Annotated in this window: 16 protein-coding genes; 10 read left to right on the forward strand and 6 right to left on the reverse strand. The window is 71.6% G+C overall.

Annotation, left to right across the window (positions count from 1 at the left end; translation table 11 throughout):
• Positions 1–93: 93 nt before the first annotated feature.
• The gene (locus ACWIHT_RS00975) at positions 94–993 is read left to right on the forward strand and encodes a LysR family transcriptional regulator (protein WP_456163016.1); all 900 of its coding nucleotides are present in this window, start codon (positions 94–96) and stop codon (positions 991–993) included.
• 14 nt (positions 994–1,007) lie between these two features.
• On the opposite strand, the gene ACWIHT_RS00980 is transcribed toward ACWIHT_RS00975, so the two are convergent.
• The 3 genes from ACWIHT_RS00980 to ppk2 form a co-directional block, all read right to left on the reverse strand.
• Positions 1,008–1,463, reverse strand: coding sequence for an RpiB/LacA/LacB family sugar-phosphate isomerase (locus ACWIHT_RS00980; RefSeq protein ID WP_456163018.1), 456 nt, complete (start codon positions 1,461–1,463; stop codon positions 1,008–1,010).
• Between the two features lie 95 nt (positions 1,464–1,558).
• Positions 1,559–3,304 (reverse strand): SulP family inorganic anion transporter, encoded by a 1,746-nt coding sequence (locus tag ACWIHT_RS00985; RefSeq protein WP_456163020.1) that lies wholly within the window; start codon positions 3,302–3,304, stop codon positions 1,559–1,561.
• Positions 3,305–3,326: 22 nt separating this feature from the next.
• Complete coding sequence (gene ppk2, locus ACWIHT_RS00990; RefSeq protein ID WP_019069049.1) at positions 3,327–4,130, reverse strand: polyphosphate kinase 2; 804 nt, start codon at positions 4,128–4,130, stop codon at positions 3,327–3,329.
• A gap of 155 nt (positions 4,131–4,285) precedes the next feature.
• Between ppk2 and ACWIHT_RS00995 the strand changes: the two genes are divergently transcribed.
• Positions 4,286–4,657, forward strand: coding sequence for a ferredoxin (locus tag ACWIHT_RS00995; RefSeq protein ID WP_456164546.1), 372 nt, complete (start codon positions 4,286–4,288; stop codon positions 4,655–4,657).
• 60 nt (positions 4,658–4,717) lie between these two features.
• Here the strand turns inward: ACWIHT_RS00995 and ACWIHT_RS01000 are convergent, their stop codons facing one another.
• Positions 4,718–5,101: a hypothetical protein gene (locus ACWIHT_RS01000; protein WP_456163023.1), complete on the reverse strand. Its 384-nt coding sequence runs from the start codon at positions 5,099–5,101 to the stop codon at positions 4,718–4,720.
• Positions 5,102–5,228: 127 nt separating this feature from the next.
• On the opposite strand from ACWIHT_RS01000, the gene ACWIHT_RS01005 reads away from it, so the two are divergent.
• The 4 genes from ACWIHT_RS01005 (at position 5,229) to ACWIHT_RS01020 (ending at position 11,357) form a co-directional block, all read left to right on the forward strand.
• On the forward strand, positions 5,229–6,410 hold the full coding sequence (locus ACWIHT_RS01005) for an acyl-CoA dehydrogenase family protein (RefSeq protein ID WP_456163025.1): 1,182 nt from the start codon (positions 5,229–5,231) through the stop codon (positions 6,408–6,410).
• Between the two features lie 9 nt (positions 6,411–6,419).
• Positions 6,420–7,379: an oxygenase MpaB family protein gene (locus ACWIHT_RS01010; protein WP_456163027.1), complete on the forward strand. Its 960-nt coding sequence runs from the start codon at positions 6,420–6,422 to the stop codon at positions 7,377–7,379.
• Positions 7,361–9,598 (forward strand): tetratricopeptide repeat protein, encoded by a 2,238-nt coding sequence (locus ACWIHT_RS01015; protein ID WP_456163029.1) that lies wholly within the window; start codon positions 7,361–7,363, stop codon positions 9,596–9,598. The genes ACWIHT_RS01010 and ACWIHT_RS01015 overlap by 19 nt, the downstream gene beginning before the upstream one ends.
• A 184-nt stretch (positions 9,599–9,782) precedes the next feature.
• Positions 9,783–11,357, forward strand: a complete 1,575-nt coding sequence (locus tag ACWIHT_RS01020) for a phytoene desaturase family protein (protein ID WP_456163031.1) — start codon at positions 9,783–9,785, stop codon at positions 11,355–11,357.
• A gap of 102 nt (positions 11,358–11,459) precedes the next feature.
• Here ACWIHT_RS01020 and ACWIHT_RS01025 read toward each other — a convergent pair whose 3' ends face one another.
• Positions 11,460–12,287: an SDR family NAD(P)-dependent oxidoreductase gene (locus ACWIHT_RS01025; RefSeq protein ID WP_456163033.1), complete on the reverse strand. Its 828-nt coding sequence runs from the start codon at positions 12,285–12,287 to the stop codon at positions 11,460–11,462.
• 54 nt (positions 12,288–12,341) lie between these two features.
• On the opposite strand from ACWIHT_RS01025, the gene ACWIHT_RS01030 reads away from it, so the two are divergent.
• The 4 genes from ACWIHT_RS01030 (at position 12,342) to ACWIHT_RS01045 (ending at position 17,588) form a co-directional block, all read left to right on the forward strand.
• Positions 12,342–13,193: a helix-turn-helix transcriptional regulator gene (locus ACWIHT_RS01030; protein WP_456163035.1), complete on the forward strand. Its 852-nt coding sequence runs from the start codon at positions 12,342–12,344 to the stop codon at positions 13,191–13,193.
• 86 nt (positions 13,194–13,279) lie between these two features.
• A complete protein-coding gene (locus ACWIHT_RS01035) occupies positions 13,280–14,389 on the forward strand; it encodes an NAD(P)H-dependent flavin oxidoreductase (protein WP_456163037.1) in 1,110 nt (369 codons plus the stop codon).
• 59 nt (positions 14,390–14,448) lie between these two features.
• On the forward strand, positions 14,449–15,999 hold the full coding sequence (locus ACWIHT_RS01040; RefSeq protein ID WP_456164548.1) for an acyl-CoA synthetase: 1,551 nt from the start codon (positions 14,449–14,451) through the stop codon (positions 15,997–15,999).
• A gap of 92 nt (positions 16,000–16,091) precedes the next feature.
• Positions 16,092–17,588 (forward strand): acyl-CoA synthetase, encoded by a 1,497-nt coding sequence (locus ACWIHT_RS01045; protein WP_456163039.1) that lies wholly within the window; start codon positions 16,092–16,094, stop codon positions 17,586–17,588.
• Between the two features lie 6 nt (positions 17,589–17,594).
• On the opposite strand, the gene ACWIHT_RS01050 is transcribed toward ACWIHT_RS01045, so the two are convergent.
• The gene (locus tag ACWIHT_RS01050) at positions 17,595–17,981 is read right to left on the reverse strand and encodes a MerR family transcriptional regulator (RefSeq protein WP_456163041.1); all 387 of its coding nucleotides are present in this window, start codon (positions 17,979–17,981) and stop codon (positions 17,595–17,597) included.
• Positions 17,982–17,995 lie beyond the last annotated feature (14 nt).

Raw genomic sequence — 17,995 nt, forward strand, 5'->3', positions numbered from 1 at the left:
AGCGTGTGATCAATCGTATGATTAGTCCAGCACATGTTTTCGAACAATATCCATCAGAGAAACTGACGAATGTCTCACGAGCGGAGGCCGGTGATGTTCGACCTGCACCGACTGCGCCTCCTGCGCGAGCTGAAGCACCGCGGCACGCTGGCCGCCGTCGCCGCCGCGCTGTCGTACAGCCCCTCGGCCATCTCCCAGCAGCTCTCGCAGCTCGAATCCGAGGTCGGCGTCCCGCTCCTGGTACCCGTGGGGCGCCGGGTGCGGCTCACCCCGCAGGCGGAGATCCTCGTCGCGCACACCGAGGCCGTGCTCAAGCGGCTTGAGGAGGCCGAGGCGGACATCGCCACCTCCCTCACCGACCTCACCGGCACGCTGCGCATCGCCTCCTTCCAGACCGCGGCCCTCGCCCTGGTGCCGACCGCGCTCACACTGCTGCGCGACGCCCACCCCCGCCTGCGGGTCGAGGTCACCCAGGCCGAACCGAGCGAGGCGCTGCCCGCACTCCTCGCCCGCGACTTCGACCTCGTCATCACCGAGGAGTACCCGGGCGACCCGCACCCCCGGCCCGCCGAACTCGAACACGAACCCCTCTGCGCGGACCGATTGCGCCTGGCCACCCCGAGGCCCGTCGACCGGGACACCGGCCCGATGGACGCGCTCCGGGCGCTGGCCGACCACCCCTGGGTGATGGAACACATGGGCTCACCCGCCCGGCACTGGGCCACCGCACTGTGCCGCACCGCGGGCTTCGAACCCGATGTGCGCTTCGAGTCCGCCGACCTGGTCCTGCACCTGAGACTGGCCGAACTGGGCCATGCCGCCGCCCTGTTGCCCGACCTCGCGTGGAACGGCCGCCCGCCCGCAGTCGCGCTGCGAGAACTCCCCGCAGGCCATCGCACCCGCTCCCTGTTCACCGCCGTACGCAGCGGACGAGGCCCCCACCCGGCCATCACGGCCTGCCGCGAGGCACTCCGGCAGGCAATCGCGCCCTAGTAACGCGAACTCGCTTACGGAGCCGTCCTGTTCAGGTCGAGCCGACCGACACGGGCCACATTCTCCCGGTCGTCGGCGTCCCCGCTCGACTCCGCCGCGAACCAGGCGTCGAGGATCTCCTTGAGCAGCGGCTCGGACGTCAGGCGCAGACCGAGGGCCAGCACGTTGGCGTCGTTCCAGCGGCGCGCGCCGTCCGCCGTGTAGGCGTCCGTGCACAGCGCCGCCCGTACGCCCGCCACCTTGTTCGCGGCGATCGACGCGCCCGTGCCGGTCCAGCAGCACACGACCGCCTGGTCCGCGGTCCCGGCGGCCACCTCGCGGGCCGCCGCCTCCGAACAGACCGCCCACGCGGGATCGTCCCCGGACCGCAGCGCCCCGTGCGTCAGCACCTCGTGACCGCGCTCGCGCAACTCCGTAACGAGAGCGCGCGCCACAGGTTCGTCCATGTCCGAGGAAACAGAGATCCGCATGCCCCGGAGGCTACTCAGCGGACGAGCCCGATGCCATTCCGACTCCGATTGCCTTGAGGTCACCGGCGGTGCCACCCCCGACAACTCGCCTGCTACTACGGCGCCGTACCCGCCGTTCCCTGATCGGCGACGCCGCCGCTCCACTCCCGGTACGCGGCCACCGCCGTCGGCAGGGTGGGGAAGATGTGGTCCTCGCCGACCGAGTCCACCAGCCCGTACGCCTCCAGGTCGACGCGGAGGTCCTGCTTCACCCGCGCCAGGGCGAACACCGCGCCCCTGTGGGTGAGTTCGCGGCGGAGTTCGTCGACCGCGTCCAGGGCGGTGATGTCCACCTCCACATTGGCCTCGGCGTTGAGGACGAACCACCGTACGGGGACCGCCTGTTGGTCCACCGCGGCCAGCGCGCGGCGGAGGAAGTTCTCCGCGTTGGCGAAGAAGAGCGGTGAGTCGTAGCGGTAGACCAGCAGGCCGGGGACGGTGCGGGCCTGCGGATAGTCGTCCACGTCGTGCATGCCGGCCACACCGGGGACCAGGCCCTCGACGGCGTCGTGCGGGCGGGCCACCCGGGTGAGGAGTTCGGCCACCGACAGGCCCACGGCGACGATCACGCCGTAGAGGATGTCCAGGGCGAGGACTCCGGCCAGGCAGCCGAGGGCGAGGAGGAGTTCGCGGCGGCGGAACGTGGCGAGGCGGTGGAAGCCGGACAGGTCGATCATGCGGACGGCCGCGTAGACGACGAGGGCGCCGAGCACCACCGAGGGGGTGCGGGACAGCAGGGGGCTCAGGAAGAGGAGGACCGCGAGGACCACCGCCCCGGCGACCAGCGAGTACGCCTGGCTGCGGGCGCCCGTCGAGGAGGCCAGCGCGGTGCGGCTCGCGCTGCTGCTCACCGGGAAGCCGTGGAGGACACCGGCACCGAGGTTGGCCGCGCCCAGGGCCAGGAACTCCTGGTCGGCGTCGAGACCGGGGCCCTCGTCCTCGTCGCCGCCGGTGAAGGCGCGGGCGGTGAGGATGAAGTCGGTGTAGGCGACGAGCAGGACACCGAGGGCGGGCAGCACCAGGTGCGGGAGTTCGGTGAGGTCCGGCAGGCCGACCGTGGGAAATCCCGCCGGGACGTGGCCGATCACCTTGATGCCGTACCGGTCGTCGAGGTCGAGGACCGCCACGGCCGCCGTGCCCAGCACTACCGCCAGCAGGGGGCCGGGCACCGCCTTGGACATGCGCGCCACCGTGAACAGGAACGCCAGCAGGACGGCGGCGAACAGCAGCGTGGGCGTGTGGAGCCGGTTCAAGTGCCGGACGAAAGACCAGAGTTGAGGGAAGAAGTCCGAGCCCGTCGTCGGCACCCCGGTGAGCTTGGGCAGCTGGTCCACGATCATGATCAGGGCGACGCCCGCCAGATAGCCGATCAGGACGGGGCGGGACAGGAGATCGGCGACGAAGCCCAGCCGTACCGCCCACGCGGCAAGGCACAGCAGGCCGACCGTGGCCGCGAGGGCGGCGGCGAGAGTGGCGTACCGGCTCGGATCGCCGGCCGCGAGGGGGCCCACCACGGTCGCGGTCATGAGCGCGGTCGTCGACTCGGGGCCGACGGAGAGCAGTCGCGAGGAGCCCAGCAGGGCGTACAGGGCGAGTGCGGGGAGGATCGCCCACAGCCCGGCCACCGGGGGCAGCCCGGCGACCCCGGCGTACGCCATCACCTGCGGGACGAGATACGCGGCGACCGTGACACCGGCCAGCAGGTCGCCGCGCAGCCAGGCACGCCGGTATCCCGCCAGGGTGGCGATTCCGGGCGTCAGGCGCCGCCACTCCACGCGGCGCCCGCCCGGGCTGTGGGACACGGTGCTCCTCGATCCGCCCGGTTCAGAGGCTCGCCGCGTGGTCCGGGACGTAGGTCTGAAGGTCGCGCGGCGGACGTTCGTAGCCGGTGGACGGCGGGCGGGGCGGGAGTTCGAGGACCGGCGGCGCCACCTCGTGGTAGGGGAGCGAGTCGAGGAGGTGGGCGATCATGTTCAGCCGGGCCCGGCGCTTGTCGTCGCTCTCGACGACGTACCACGGGGCCTCCGAGACGTCGGTGTGGACCAGCATCTCGTCCTTGGCCCGCGAGTAGTCCTCCCAGTGGGTGATCGACTCCAGGTCCATCGGCGAGAGCTTCCAGCGCCGCAGCGGATCCTCCAGCCGGCGCCGGAACCGGTCCTGCTGCACGGCGTCGCTCACCGAGAACCAGTACTTGCGCAGCACGATCCCGTCCTCCACGAGCATCCGCTCGAAGATCGGGCACTGGCGCAGGAACAGTTGGTACTCCTCCTTGGAGCAGAAGCCCATCACCCGCTCGACACCGGCCCGGTTGTACCAGGACCGGTCGAACAGCACGATCTCGCCGGCGGCGGGCAGATGCTCGACGTACCGCTGGAAGTACCACTGGGTGCGCTGCCGGTCGGTCGGCTTCGGCAGTGCGGCGATCCGGGCGACGCGCGGGTTGAGGTGTTCGGCGACCCGCTTGATGGTGCCGCCCTTGCCCGCCGCGTCCCGGCCCTCGAAGACGATCACCAGCCGGGTGCCCTCGGCCCGCACCCACTCCTGGAGTTTCACCAACTCCGTCTGTAGACGCAGCAGTTCGGTCTCGTACGTCGCGCGCGGCAGCTTTGCCGCCTTCTTGCCGGCCATGCCGCCTCAACCCCTCGATGACGTGCGGGTCTCCCGTGTCCAAGGTCGAACACCTGGACAGCACCGTACTGATCGCCGGGCGCCCGCGCACCCCCGGGCACCCGCCCACCGGGTTTGCGACGCCCGGCGGCGGCAACCCGAACCGCGTGACAGCGATGACGACCCAACAGGAGCTCGTCCGGTTTCTGGAGGACCGCTTCGCCTGCGCCCAGGCCTGCACCGCGTGTGCGCGGGCCTGCGTGCTGCGCGTCGGCCGCACGGATCCGGACGCCACCGACCACGAGGCACTCGTACGGCAGAAGGCGCTGTGGTGCGCGGAGGTCTGCGACGCGACCTGCCGCATGCTGGCCGAACAGAACCTCCAGGACGAGGCCGCCCTCCGCCTCCAGGCCAAGTGGTGCCTGCTCGTCTGCCTGGAGTGCGCGCAGCTCTTCGACGAGCGGCCGGACGCCGATTCGGAGGCGGACGCCACCGCCTGCCGGGACTGCGCACGGGCGTGCACGGAGTTCTTGGCGCGGCTCAACTGACGGGCAGCCGCGCCGACTTGCCACCACGGCCGACGGACGGCCGGACCGGTGCCGTCCCCGCTACCAGGTCCAGAACCCGCCGAGGGGAGAGGTGCGGCCGACCTCATCGACGCCGACCATGTGGGCCGACTCGGGGCCCTGGGCGTTGTCGGAGGCCAGCGGAACGACGAAGCGGTGCTCCCCGAAGCTCAGAGCGAGAATCCGCTCCGGATCCAGTTCGAAGCCGTCGACGGTCCTGCCGATGTAGCGGCGCATGAGCTCCATCGACCCCGGAGCGGGGAAGCGCCAGTCGCGGCCCCCGTACACCCCCATGGGGTCGCTCAAGGCCCGCAGCACCGGCCCGTCGAAGTGAAGCTCGACGTAGTCGCGCACGAAGGACACGGCGCTCACCTCCAGGCCCATCAAGAGGTGGAGCGGGTTGTCCGGGTCGTTCGCGCTGCTCATCGGCCCATGCTGACACGGACCCCGACGCGGGTGTCGCCCGGGTCGTCGCCGCCTCGCCATTCCCAATTTCTGGAACACGTTCTACGGTGTGCGCCGTCAGGACCGGCCTTGGGAGCCAGGAGGCGCCGTGCATCTCGAATACACGCCCGAGCAGCAGCGGCTGCGCACCGAACTGCGCGCCTATTTCGCCGAGTTGGTGCCCGACCACGCCTACTCGCGCTACGAGGACCCGGCCGCCCAGAAACGCTTCTACCGCGAGACCATCCGTCGGCTCGGCACGGACGGCTGGCTCGGGGTCGGCTGGCCCGAGGAGTACGGCGGGCGCGGGCTGACGCCGATGGAGCAGTTCATCTTCTTCGACGAGGCCGCGCAGGCCGGCGTACCGCTGCCGCTGATGGCGCTCAACACCGTGGGCCCGACGATCATGCAGTTCGGCACCGACGAGCAGAAGGCGTACTTCCTCCCGAAGATCCTCTCCGGTGAGATCGACTTCGCGATCGGCTACAGCGAGCCCGAGGCGGGTACGGACCTGGCCGCGCTGAAGACGCGCGCGGTGCGGGAGAACGGGGGAGAGTACGTCGTCGACGGGCAGAAGATCTGGACCACCAACGGCGACACCGCCGACTGGGTGTGGCTGGCCACCCGCACCGACCCGGACGCCCCGCCGCACAAGGGCATCACCATGCTCCTGGTGCCGACCGCCGACCCCGGCTACACCTGCACGGTGATCAACACCCTCGCCTCGCACGACACCACCGCCAGCTACTACGAGAACATCCGCGTCCCCGTCTCCCGCCGGGTCGGCGAGGAGAACCAGGGCTGGCGCCTGATCACCAACCAGCTCAACCACGAGCGCGTCACCCTCGCCGCCCACGGCACCATGGCCATCCGCGCCCTGCACGACGTCCAGCACTGGGCCATGGAGACCAAACTCGCCGACGGCCGCCGCGTCGTCGACCTCCCCTGGGTCCGCCGCCTCCTCGCCCGCACCCACGCCAGGCTCGACGCGATGAAACTCCTCAACTGGCAGATGGTGAACGCCGTCCAGGAAGGCACCCTCACCCCGCAGGACGCCTCCGCCGTCAAGGTCTACGGCTCCGAGGCCCGCCGCGACGCCTACGCCTGGCTCATGGAGATCGTCGCCGCCGCGGGTGCCCTGAAGGAGGGCTCCGCGGGCGTCGTCCTGCACGGCGAACTGGAACGCGGCTACCGTTCCGCCGTGATCTTCACCTTCGGCGGCGGCAACAACGAGATCCAGCGCGAGATCATCTCGTGGATCGGTCTGGGAATGCCGCGGGTACGGCGTTAGCCTGCGGGCATGGATGCCCTAGGGACGGGCGATCCGGGTCTTTTCGGCCCAGACTCCGTGGCATGGCAGGTCCACGGCGACGCCATGATGTGGGTCGCCGGCGTCCGCGCGCTCTACCTCCAGGCCCTCCACCCGCGAGCCGTACGCGGAGTCATGCAGAACTCCACTGCGTTTGATCGTAAAAAGAGTGGCCGGCGTGACGCCTGGGGCAGGCTGATAAGCATCGCGAACTTCGTGGGCACCCTCACCTACGGCACCACCGAGGCCGCCGAGAAGGCCGGCGCCCGGGTGCGGAAGATCCACGGCATGCTCGGGGCGACCGACCCGGACACGGGGGAGCGGTACGGAATCGACGAACCCGAGCTGCTGCTGTGGGTGCACTGCGCCGAGATCGACTCGTATCTGCACGTGCTGCGCCGCTCCGGCTTCCGCCTCACCGACGCCCAGGCCGACCGCTATCTCGCCGAACACCGGGAGAGCGCCCGCCTGGTGGGCCTCGACCCCGCCGCCGTACCGGGCGACCGGGCCGAACTCGCCGCCTACTTCGAGCGGATCAGGCCCGCGCTCGCCGCAGGGCCCGAGGCACACGACGTGGACGACTTCCTGCTCCGTCCGCCGACGCACCCCCTCCTCGTCCCGGCGCGCGAGGTGCTCTGGCGGCGCGTGGCACACCTGGCGTACGCCTCCCTGCCGCCGTACGCCCACCAGCTGTACGGCAGACCGGCCCCCGCGCCCGCCACCGTCACCCGGCGACTGCGCGCCACCGGTACCCTGTTGCGCTGCGTTCCCGCCCATGTGCGCTGGCAACTCCCGCCCAAGCACATCATCCGCGCCATGTCACGGCTCGGCCCCGGCTCCCGGCCCTCCCCGTACAAAGTCGGACGATCGCTCGCCATACTGGACGAGCCAGGGGAGGGCAGGACGAACAACGACGGGGGCGATCGCGGGAAATGGGGGACAGCAGGCTGATCCAGGGCCGCTACCGGCTGCTCGACCTGATCGGGCGCGGCGGCATGGGCGAGGTGTGGCGGGCGCGGGACGAGTCGCTGGGGCGCCATGTCGCCGTGAAGTGCCTCAAGCCACTGAACCCGCACCACGACCAGTCGTTCACCCGCGTCCTGCGCGAGCGGTTCCGGCGCGAGGCCCGCGTCGCCGCCGCCCTCCAGCATCGCGGGGTGACCGTCGTCCACGACTTCGGCGAGTCCGACGGCGTCCTCTTCCTGGTGATGGAACTCCTCGACGGCCGCAACCTCTGCCAGCTCCTGGAGGACAACGAGCAGCATCCGCTGCCCGTCGGTGACGTCGTCGACATCGCCGAGCAGGTCGCCTCCGCCCTCGCCTACTGCCACCAACAGGGCATCGTGCACCGGGACTTGAAGCCCGCGAACATCATGCGGCTGACCGACGGCACCGTGAAGATCTGCGACTTCGGCATCGCCCGCCTCGGCGCCGACATCGGCTTCACCTCCCGGCTGACCGGCACCGGCATCGCGATGGGCACCCCGCACTACATGTCGCCGGAACAGATCAGCGGCTCCGAGGTCGACCAGCGCAGCGACCTCTACTCCTTCGGCTGCGTCCTGTACGAACTCTCCACCGGCGCCCCGCCGTTCGACCTCGGCGACGCCTGGGCCATCCTCATCGGCCACCGCGACACCCCGCCCCGGCCGCCCCGCGCCCAGCGCCCCGAGGTGCCCGAATACCTGGAGAAGGTCATCCTCGACCTGCTCGCCAAGCTCCCCGAACAACGCCCGAACGACGCCCGCGAGTTGGGCCGCCGCATCACCATGGGCCGCACGACACCCCTGTACGTGCCGACAGTTGTGACCCCGCGACCCGAACTGTCCTCGCCCGAACCGGTGTCGCGCGAGGCGCGACTGCCGTCCTGGACGCGTGGGATGACCACCGGGCACAAGGCGGCCGGCGCCGGACTGCGTACCACCCCGCCGGACGCCGGGGCGGGCCTCACCGGCGAGTGGATCGCGCGCCCGGCCACCGGCCACGTGGCGGCACCCGCACCGGAGTCACCGTCCGCGCCGCCCCCGGAGACCCTCAAGGCCCTGGCCGGACGCCACAACGCGGGCCTGAGCCTGGGCCGCCTCGGCCGCTGGGCGGAGGCCGGCGAGGTGCACCGCGCGGTCGCCGCCGAACGCGGCCACCTCCTCGGGCCCGACCACCCCGACACCCTCGCCAGCCGCTACGAACTCGGCTTCACCCTCAGCCGCACCGGGCACGCCGCCGACGCCCTGCGCGAGTACACCCACGTCGCCCGCGCCAGAGAACGGGCACTGGGCGCCGACCACGCCGACACCCTCGCCGCCCGGCAGGAAATGGCGTACGTCCTGGGCCAGTTGGGCCGTCACTTCGACGCACACCAGGTGTACACGTCCGTCCTCGCGGCCCGCGAACGCACCATGGGCCCCGACCACCCGGACACCCTGCGCTGCCGCCACAACCTCGCCTTCAACCTCAGCCGCCTCGGCCGCCTGGAGGACTCGTACCGCATGGCCTGCGAGGTCGCCGCCGCCCGCGCCCGCGTCCTGGGCCCCGGCCACCCCGACACCCTGGTCACCCGCTACGAAGTCGCCTACGCGCTGGGCCAGTTGGGCCGCTGGCAGGAGGCACTCCAGACCTACGGCGAGGTCGCCGAGGCCCGCGCGCAGGCCCTCGGCCCGGACCACGCCGACACCCTCGCCGCCCGCTACGAGATCGGCATCAGCCTCGGACGCCTGGGCCGCAGCGCCGACGCGCTCAAGCTCTACCGCGACCTGATCGACGACCGCACCCGCGTCCACGGCCCCGCCCACCCCGAGACCCTCCGCGCCCGCCACGGCCTCGGCGTCAACCTCGGCCGCCTCGGCCGCTGGGAGGAGGCCCTCGCCGAGTCCCGTGACGTGTGCGCCATCCGCGAGCGCGTCCTCGGGCCCGACCACCCCGACACCCTGGTCAGCCGCCGCGAGGTCGCCGTGGGGCTGGGCTGGCTCGGCCGCTGGGCCGACGCCCTCAGCGAGTACCGCCGCGTCGCCGCCGCCCGCGAGCGCGTCCTCGGCCCCGACCACCCCGACACCCTCGCCAGCCGCAACGACGAGGCCCACTGCCTGGAACAACTCGGCCGCAACCAGGAAGCGGTCGAGCTGTACCGACGGGTGGCGGTCCTACGGCAGGGGCGGGCGTCGGGCGGGCACTGACGGCCGGGGCCGCCCTCGCCGCCCGTTGGGCCGCGTGCCCTGACGACAGCCCGCCCGCGCCTGTCCGTGGACGCGGACGGCTGCGCCTGCCGTCGGCCATCCACATCCGCCCCCAGCCCCACAGCCCCGCAGGACCCCGCGCCCACCCCTGGCCGACCTAGATCACCTCGTGTTACGAAGAACCATGCCTGCACACGAGGGACCCGGACACCGGACCTACGACGCCGTCATCGTCGGCGGTGGCCACAACGGCCTGGTCGCCGCCGCCTACCTGGCCCGGGCCGGGCGCTCCGTGCTCGTCCTGGAGCGCCTCGACACCACCGGCGGCGCCGCCGTGTCGACCCGCCCGTTCGCCGGGGTCGACGCACGGCTGTCCCGGTACTCGTACCTGGTCAGCCTGCTGCCCAAGAAGATCGTGCGGGACCTCGGACTCGACTTCCGCATCCGCGGGCGCACCATCTCGTCGTACACCCCCGTCGAACGCGACGGCCGTCCCACCGGCCTCCTCGTCGGCGGCGGCGAGCGCCGCACCCGCGACGCCTTCGCCCGCCTGACCGGCGGCGAGAGCGAGTACGCGGCCTGGCAGCGGCTCTACGGCACGACCGGCCGCCTCGCGCAAAGGGTCTTCCCCACGCTCACCGAACCGCTCCCCACCCGCGACGAACTGCGCAGGCGCGTCGACGACGAGGACGCCTGGCGGATGCTCTTCGAGGAGCCCATCGGTGTCGCCATCGAGGAGAACTTCGCCGACGACCTGGTCCGGGGAGTCGTCCTCACCGACGCCCTGATCGGCACGTTCGCCGACGCCCACGACCCCTCCCTCGCGCAGAACCGCTGCTTCCTCTACCACGTCATCGGCGGCGGCACCGGCGCCTGGGACGTCCCGGTCGGCGGCATGGGCGCTCTCACCGACGCCCTGGCCACGGCCGCGCGCACCGCCGGCGCCGTACTCGCCACCGGCCACGAGGCGGTCCGTATCGACACGGACGGCCGCGCCGCCGAGATCACCTATCGCACCGCCGACACCGAAGGCGTCGTGGCTGCCCGCCACGTCCTCGTCGGCGCTTCCCCGCAGCAGCTGGCCGCCCTCACCGGCGACGCACCGCCCGCCCCCGCCGAGGGCGCCCAGCTCAAGGTGAACATGCTGCTCAAGCGGCTGCCCAGACTCCGCGACACCTCGGTCGACCCCCGCGAGGCCTTCGCCGGCACGTTCCACATCGCCGAGGGCTACGACCAACTGGCCGCCGCCCACGCCCAGGCCGCGTCCGGTTCACTGCCCTCCGCACCGCCCTCCGAGATCTACTGCCACTCCCTCACCGACCCGAGCATCCTGGGCCGGGACCTGATCGAGGACGGCTACCAGACCCTCACCCTCTTCGGCCTGCACACCCCGGCCCGTCTCTTCGAACGGGACAACGACGCCGTACGCGCCGAACTCCTGAAGTCCACCCTCGCCCAGCTGGACAGCCACCTCGCCGAACCGCTCGCGGACTGCCTCGCCACCGACGCCGACGGCCGCCCCTGCATCGAGGCGAAGACCCCCCTCGACCTGGAACGCGACCTCAGGCTCCCCGGCGGCAACATCTTCCACCGTGAACTGACCTGGCCCTACGCCCAGGACGGCACCGGCCGCTGGGGAGTCGAGACCCGGCACGCGAACGTCCTGCTGTGCGGGGCGGGCGCGGTGCGCGGCGGGGGAGTCAGCGGGGTACCGGGGCACAACGCGGCGATGGCGGTACTGGAGGGCGACCGTCAGTGAGTCACTGAGCCGGTGAGTGAGGGGTGGGCCGAGTCGGCGGGGCGAAGGCCGTGGGCGCCTCGCGGCGTCGCATCGTCCCGCACGCTCCCGCCGACCGCCCCCTCACGCCCGCGCGCCCCCGTCCACCGGCAGAATCACGCCGGTCACGTACGACGCCCGGTCGCTCAGCAGCCACGCCGCCGCTTGTGCGATCTCGTCCGGGGCGGCGGGGCGGCCCAGTGGGCTGAGGGTCGAGATGCGGTCGATGACGCCGGGAGAGTTCCGTTCCCATTCGTCGACCATCTCCGTGAGGGTCAGCCCGGGAGCGATCGCGTTGACGCGGATGCCTTCACGGCCGTACGTGGCGGCGGCCGACGCGGTGAGGCTGTTGACGGCTCGCTTGGCGGCGCCGTAGACGGGCAGTTCGGGGTTGGCGGCGAGGCTGCCGACGCTGGAGTTGTTGACGATGGCGCCGCGTCCGACGGTGGCGCGGATGGCGGCGATCTCGGCCTTCATGGCCAGCCACGGGCCCTTGAGATTGACGGCGCTGACCCGGTCGAAGTCGGCTTCCGACAACTCGTCCATCGGGCCGGGCGGCTGGATCGTGGCGCCGTTGTTGAAGGCGATGTCGAGCCGGCCGTACAGCTCCACGGTCCGGTCGACGGCTGCCCGGACACTGTCGCCGTCGGCCAGGTCGCACAGTACGTAGGCCGCGGTGCCGCCGGCCGCCCTGATCTCCTCGGTGACCGCCTTGAGCTGCCCCTCCGTACGCGCCGCGAGGACCACCCGGGCACCTTCGCGGACGAAGAGACGCGCGGCGGCGGCGCCGATGCCGCGACCGCCGCCGGTGATGAAGGCGACCTTGTCGTCGAGCAGCCCGGTGCCGGAGGCAAGTGGTGTGTGCGGTGTGTTGTTCATGGTGTCGAGCCTGCGCCCCGGCCCCGGGCCCATCCAGGCACCGGCTGTACCTGGCTCGGCACCCCGGCGCACGCGCACACTGGACAGGTGAACCGACGACAACTGGCGGACTTCCTGCGCAGCAGGCGTGAGCGCATCACCCCCGCCGACGTGGGCCTGCCCGGCGGCCGGCGCCGCCGTACGCCAGGTCTGCGCCGCGAGGAGGTGGCGCAGCTGGCGTACATCTCCACGGAGTACTACGCACGCCTCGAACAGGCCCGCGGCCCTCATCCGTCCCGCGAGGTACTGGCCCAGCTCGCCCGCGCCCTCCGTCTGTCGGACGCCGAGCGCGACCACCTCCACCACCTCGCCGGGGCACCGCCCGCGCCCGCGCCGGGACCCTCGCGCGAGGTCCGGCAGAGCATCCGCGACCTGCTGGAACGGCTGCCCCTCGCCGCCGCGTTCGTGACCTCGGCGACGCTGGAGATCATCGCCTGGAACGACCTGGCGGCGGCCCTGATGGAGGATTTCTCCGCCGTGCCGCGCCGCGACCGCAATCTGGTCCGGCGCGCGTTCCTGGGACCGCATCCCGACGGCCGTCGTCTGTACGGCGTCTCGGACTCCCACGCGTTCGCCCGCCACTCGGTCTCCCAGCTGCGCGCCGCCGCGGCCCGCTATCCGGACGACCCGGAGCTGACCGCGTTGATCGACGAACTCCTGGCGGGCAGCGCCGAGTTCACCCGGCTGTGGGCCGACCACGAGGTGGCCCCGGAGCCCACCCTGCGCAAGACCTTCGACCACCCCGCCGTCGGCCCGGTCACCGTCAACTGCGACGCCCTGGACATCACCGACCGGGACCAGCGCGTCATCGTCTACACCGCCGCGCCGGGCTCGCGGTCCGACGAGGCACTGCGCCTGCTCGCGGTCATCGGCACCCAGCGCATGGGCGTGTCCGGCTGACGCCACGGACAACACCACCGCAAGAAATCTGACGGAGCATCAGAAAAGCTCTTCCGTCGTCCGGAGGACTGCGGCATTCTGCGCCCATGCAGACGGAGTTGAGCAAGAAACTGGGAGTCGAGCACGCCATTTTCGGCTTCACGCCGTTCCCCGCCGTCGCCGCGGCCATCAGTCGGGCCGGCGGTTTCGGAGTGCTCGGCGCGGTCCGCTACACCGCCCCCGACGACCTCAAACGCGACCTCGACTGGCTGGAGGCGCACGTCGAGGGGATGCCGTACGGCCTCGACGTCGTCATGCCCGCGAAGAAGGTCGAGGGCGTCACCGAGGCCCAGGTCGAGGCGATGATCCCGGAAGGGCACCGGCAGTTCGTCACCGAGACCCTGGCCAAGTACGGCGTGCCCGAACTCGCCGAGGGCGAGGCCTCCGGCTGGCGCATCACCGGGTGGATGGAACAGGTCGCCCGCAACCAGCTCGACGTCGCCTTCGACTACCCGATCAAGCTGCTCGCCAACGCGCTGGGCTCCCCACCGGCCGACGTCGTCGCCCGCGCCCACGACCAGGACGTACTGGTCGCCGCGCTCGCGGGCAGCGCCCGGCACGCCCGCAAGCACGCCGAGGGCGGCATCGACATCGTCGTGGCCCAGGGCTACGAGGCGGGCGGGCACACCGGCGAGATCGCCTCCATGGTGCTCACGCCCGAAGTGGTCGAGGCCGTCGGTCCACTGCCCGTGCTGGCCGCCGGAGGTATCGGTAGCGGACCGCAGGTGGCTGCCGCGCTCAGTCTCGGCGCTCAAGGTGTGTGGCTGGGCTCCATATGGCTGACCACCACAGAGGCCGATATGCACTCCGAGGCACTGACCCGCAAGCTGCTCGCCGCCGGATCCGGCGACACCGTCCGCTCCCGCGCCCTGACCGGGAAACCGGCCCGCCAACTGCGCACCGAGTGGACCGACGCCTGGGACGACACCGACGGCCCCGGCACCCTCCCCATGCCACTCCAGGGACTGCTCGTCGCCGAGGCCGTCTCGCGCATCCAGAAGTACGAGGTCGAACCACTGCTCGGCACGCCCGTCGGCCAGATCGTCGGCCGCATGAACAGCGAACGCAGTGTCCAGGCCGTCTTCGACGACCTCACCCGCGGCTTCGAACAGGCCGTCGACCGCGTCAACCGCATCGCCGGAAGGAGCGGCCAGTGAGCACACAGGGGGAGAACACACAGGGCGGGGCCACGGCAGGTGGAGCCGCCACACAGGGCGTGAGCACACCGCCCGCCGGGTTCTGGGCCCAGGCCGCCCAGAACCCCGACCGTGTGGTCCTCGTCGCACCCGACGGCGAGGAGTGGACGGCCGGTCGCCTGCACGCCGCCGCGAACCGACTCGTCCACGGCCTGCGCGCGGCCGGACTCGAACGCGGCGACGCCTTCGCCGTCGTCCTGCCCAACGGCGTCGAGTTCTTCACGGCCCATCTGGCCGCCACCCAGGCCGGGTTCTACCTCGTCCCCGTCAACCACCACTTCGTCGCCCCCGAGATCGCCTGGATCGTCGCCGACTCCGGCGCCAAGGTGCTCATCGCGCACGAGCGGTTCGCCGAGCCCGTCCGCCAGGCAGCCGACGAGGCCGGCCTCCCCGCCACCCACCGGTACGCGGTCGGCACGGTCGAGGGCTTCCGGCCGTACGCCGAACTCCTCGACGGACAACCGGAGTCGGCGCCCGCGGACCGCACCCTCGGCTGGGTCATGAACTACACGTCCGGCACCACCGGCCGCCCCCGCGGCATCCGCCGCCCCCTGCCGGGCAAGCCGCCCGAGTCGGCCTACCTCGGCGGCTTCCTCGGCATCTTCGGCATCAAGCCGTTCGACGACAACGTCCACCTGGTCTGCTCGCCGCTCTACCACACGGCCGTCCTCCAGTTCGCGAGCGCCAGCCTGCACATCGGCCACCGCCTGGTCCTGATGGACAAGTGGAGCCCGGAGGAGATGCTCCGCCTCATCGACCGCGAGAAGTGCACCCACACCCATATGGTCCCGACCCAGTTCCACCGCCTCCTCGCCCTCCCCGAGGACACACGGGCGCGCTACGACGTCTCGTCCATGCGGCACGCCATCCACGGCGCCGCCCCGTGCCCCGACCATGTGAAGCGGGCCATGATCGAGTGGTGGGGCGACTGCGTGGAGGAGTACTACGCGGCCAGCGAGGGCGGTGGTGCCTTCGCGACCGCCGAGGACTGGCTGAAGAAGCCCGGCACGGTCGGCAAGGCCTGGCCCATCAGCGAACTCGCGGTCTTCGACGACGACGGCAAGCGGCTCCCGCCCGGTGAACTCGGCACCGTCTACATGAAGATGAGCACCGGCGGCTTCGCCTACCACAAGGACGAGGCCAAGACGCGGAAGAACCGCATCGGCGACTTCTTCACCGTCGGCGACCTCGGATTCCTCGACGAGGACGGCTATCTCTTCCTCCGCGACCGCAAGATCGACATGATCATCTCGGGTGGCGTCAACATCTACCCGGCCGAGATCGAGTCCGCGCTCCTCGCCCACCCCGCCGTCGCCGACGCCGCCGCCTTCGGGATCCCGCACGACGACTGGGGCGAGGAGGTCAAGGCCGTCGTCGAACCGTCCCCCGGCCACGAACCCGGTCCGGATCTCGCCGCCGCGCTTCTCGCCCACTGCGCCGAGCAACTCGCGGGCTACAAGCGGCCCAAGAGCATCGACTTCATCACCGAGATGCCCCGCGACCCCAACGGCAAGCTGTACAAGCGGCGGCTGCGGGACCCGTACTGGGAGGGGCGGGTCCGCCCTATGTGAGGGCGTCCTATGTGGGCCCGACACATGTGGGCCGGGCCCACCTCGACCCCTCGGCTTGACCCGCCCGGGCCCCGGCCCGAGGATCATGTGTCATGACGCCCGGACACGGCAGCACGGTTGACGGGGTACTGCGACGCAGTGCCCGGCGCACTCCCGCCCGCGTGGCGGTGGACTACGGCGAGCGCTCCTGGACCTACCAGGAGCTGGACGACGCCGTCTCCGGCGCGGCGAGCGTGCTCCTCGACCAGGGCCTCGCACCGGGCGACCGGGTCGGCTCCTACGGCCACAACTCGGACGCCTATCTGATCGGCTTCCTCGCCTGCGCCCGCGCGGGCCTCGTGCACGTGCCGATCAACCAGAACCTCACCGGCGACGACCTCGCGTACATCGTCGGCCAGTCCGGCAGCACACTGGTGCTCACCGACCCGGATCTCACCGCTCGACTCCCCCACGATGTAAGGACGTTGCCGCTGCGCGACACGGACGGCTCGCTGCTGGAGCGACTGGCCTCCGCGCCGCCGTACGACGGTCCCGAGCCGCGCACCGAGGACCTGGTGCAGCTGCTCTACACCTCGGGCACGACCGCGCTGCCCAAGGGCGCGATGATGACCCACCGGGCCCTGGTGCACGAGTACTTGAGCGCGATCACCGCCCTGGACCTGAGCGCCGGGGACCGCCCCGTGCACGCGCTGCCGCTCTACCACTCGGCGCAGATGCACGTGTTCCTGCTGCCCTATCTGGCGGTCGGCGCGACCAACCTGATCCTCGACGCGCCCGACGGCGAACGGCTGTTGGACCTGATCGAGGCCGGGCGGGTGGACAGCCTGTTCGCCCCGCCCACCGTGTGGATCGGTCTGGTGAACCGCCCGGACTTCGCGACCCGCGACCTGAGCGGCCTGCGCAAGGCGTACTACGGGGCGTCGATCATGCCGGTGCCCGTCCTGGAGCGGCTGCGTGAACGGCTCCCCGAACTCGCCTTCTACAACTGCTTCGGCCAGAGCGAGATCGGCCCCCTGGCCACCGTCCTGGGCCCCGACGAACACAAGGGCCGACTGGACTCCTGCGGACGTCCGGTCCTCTTCGTGGACGCGCGCGTGGTCGACGAGGACGGCAAGGACGTACCCGACGGCACACAGGGCGAAGTCGTCTACCGCTCACCGCAGTTGTGCGAGGGCTACTGGGACAAGCCCGCGGAGACGGCTGCGGCCTTCCGCGACGGCTGGTTCCACTCCGGCGACCTCGCGGTACGGGACGCGCACGGCTTCTTCACCGTCGTCGACCGGGTGAAGGACGTCATCAACTCCGGTGGCGTACTGGTCGCCTCACGCCAGGTCGAGGACGCGCTCTACACCCACGAGGGCGTCGCCGAGGTCGCCGTGATCGGCCTCCCCGACGACCGCTGGATCGAGGCGGTCACCGCGGTCGTCGTCCCGCGCGGCGAGGTCACCGAGGCCCAACTCATCGACCACGCCCGCGAGAAGCTCGCCCACTTCAAGGCACCGAAGCGGGTCGTGTTCGTGGAGCAGCTCCCACGGAACGCCAGCGGGAAGATCCTGAAGCGGGAGTTGCGGGAGCGCTTCGGCGGCTGAGCGTTCTCACCGGGAGGCCGGGGCAGGAGCGGTATCGGCGCGGGCCTCCGCTCCGGCGATGGTGTCCCGCAACACCGCACGAGCCGCGTCGAGTTGAGCGGCCCGCCGGTCCAGGGCGCTCAACTGCTCGCGCAGCGTGTCGAGTACACCCGGACACGGCTGTACGGCGGCCTCGCCAGTGGTGCAGGGGAGTACCCGGCGGATGATCCGGGTCGGCAGCCCGGCCGCGAGGAGCGCGCGGATGCGCAGGACGGCCGCGATGTCCGAATCGGCGTACTCCCGGTAGCCGTTGGGCAACCGCCCGGGACGGAGCAGCCCCGCGCGTTCGTAGTGGCGCAGCAGCCGCTCGCCGGTTCCGGTCCGCTCGGCCAGCTCTCCGATCAGCAAGGACACGCACCCTTCTCCGA

It is taken from the genome of Streptomyces sp. NPDC002276 (assembly GCF_053891435.1).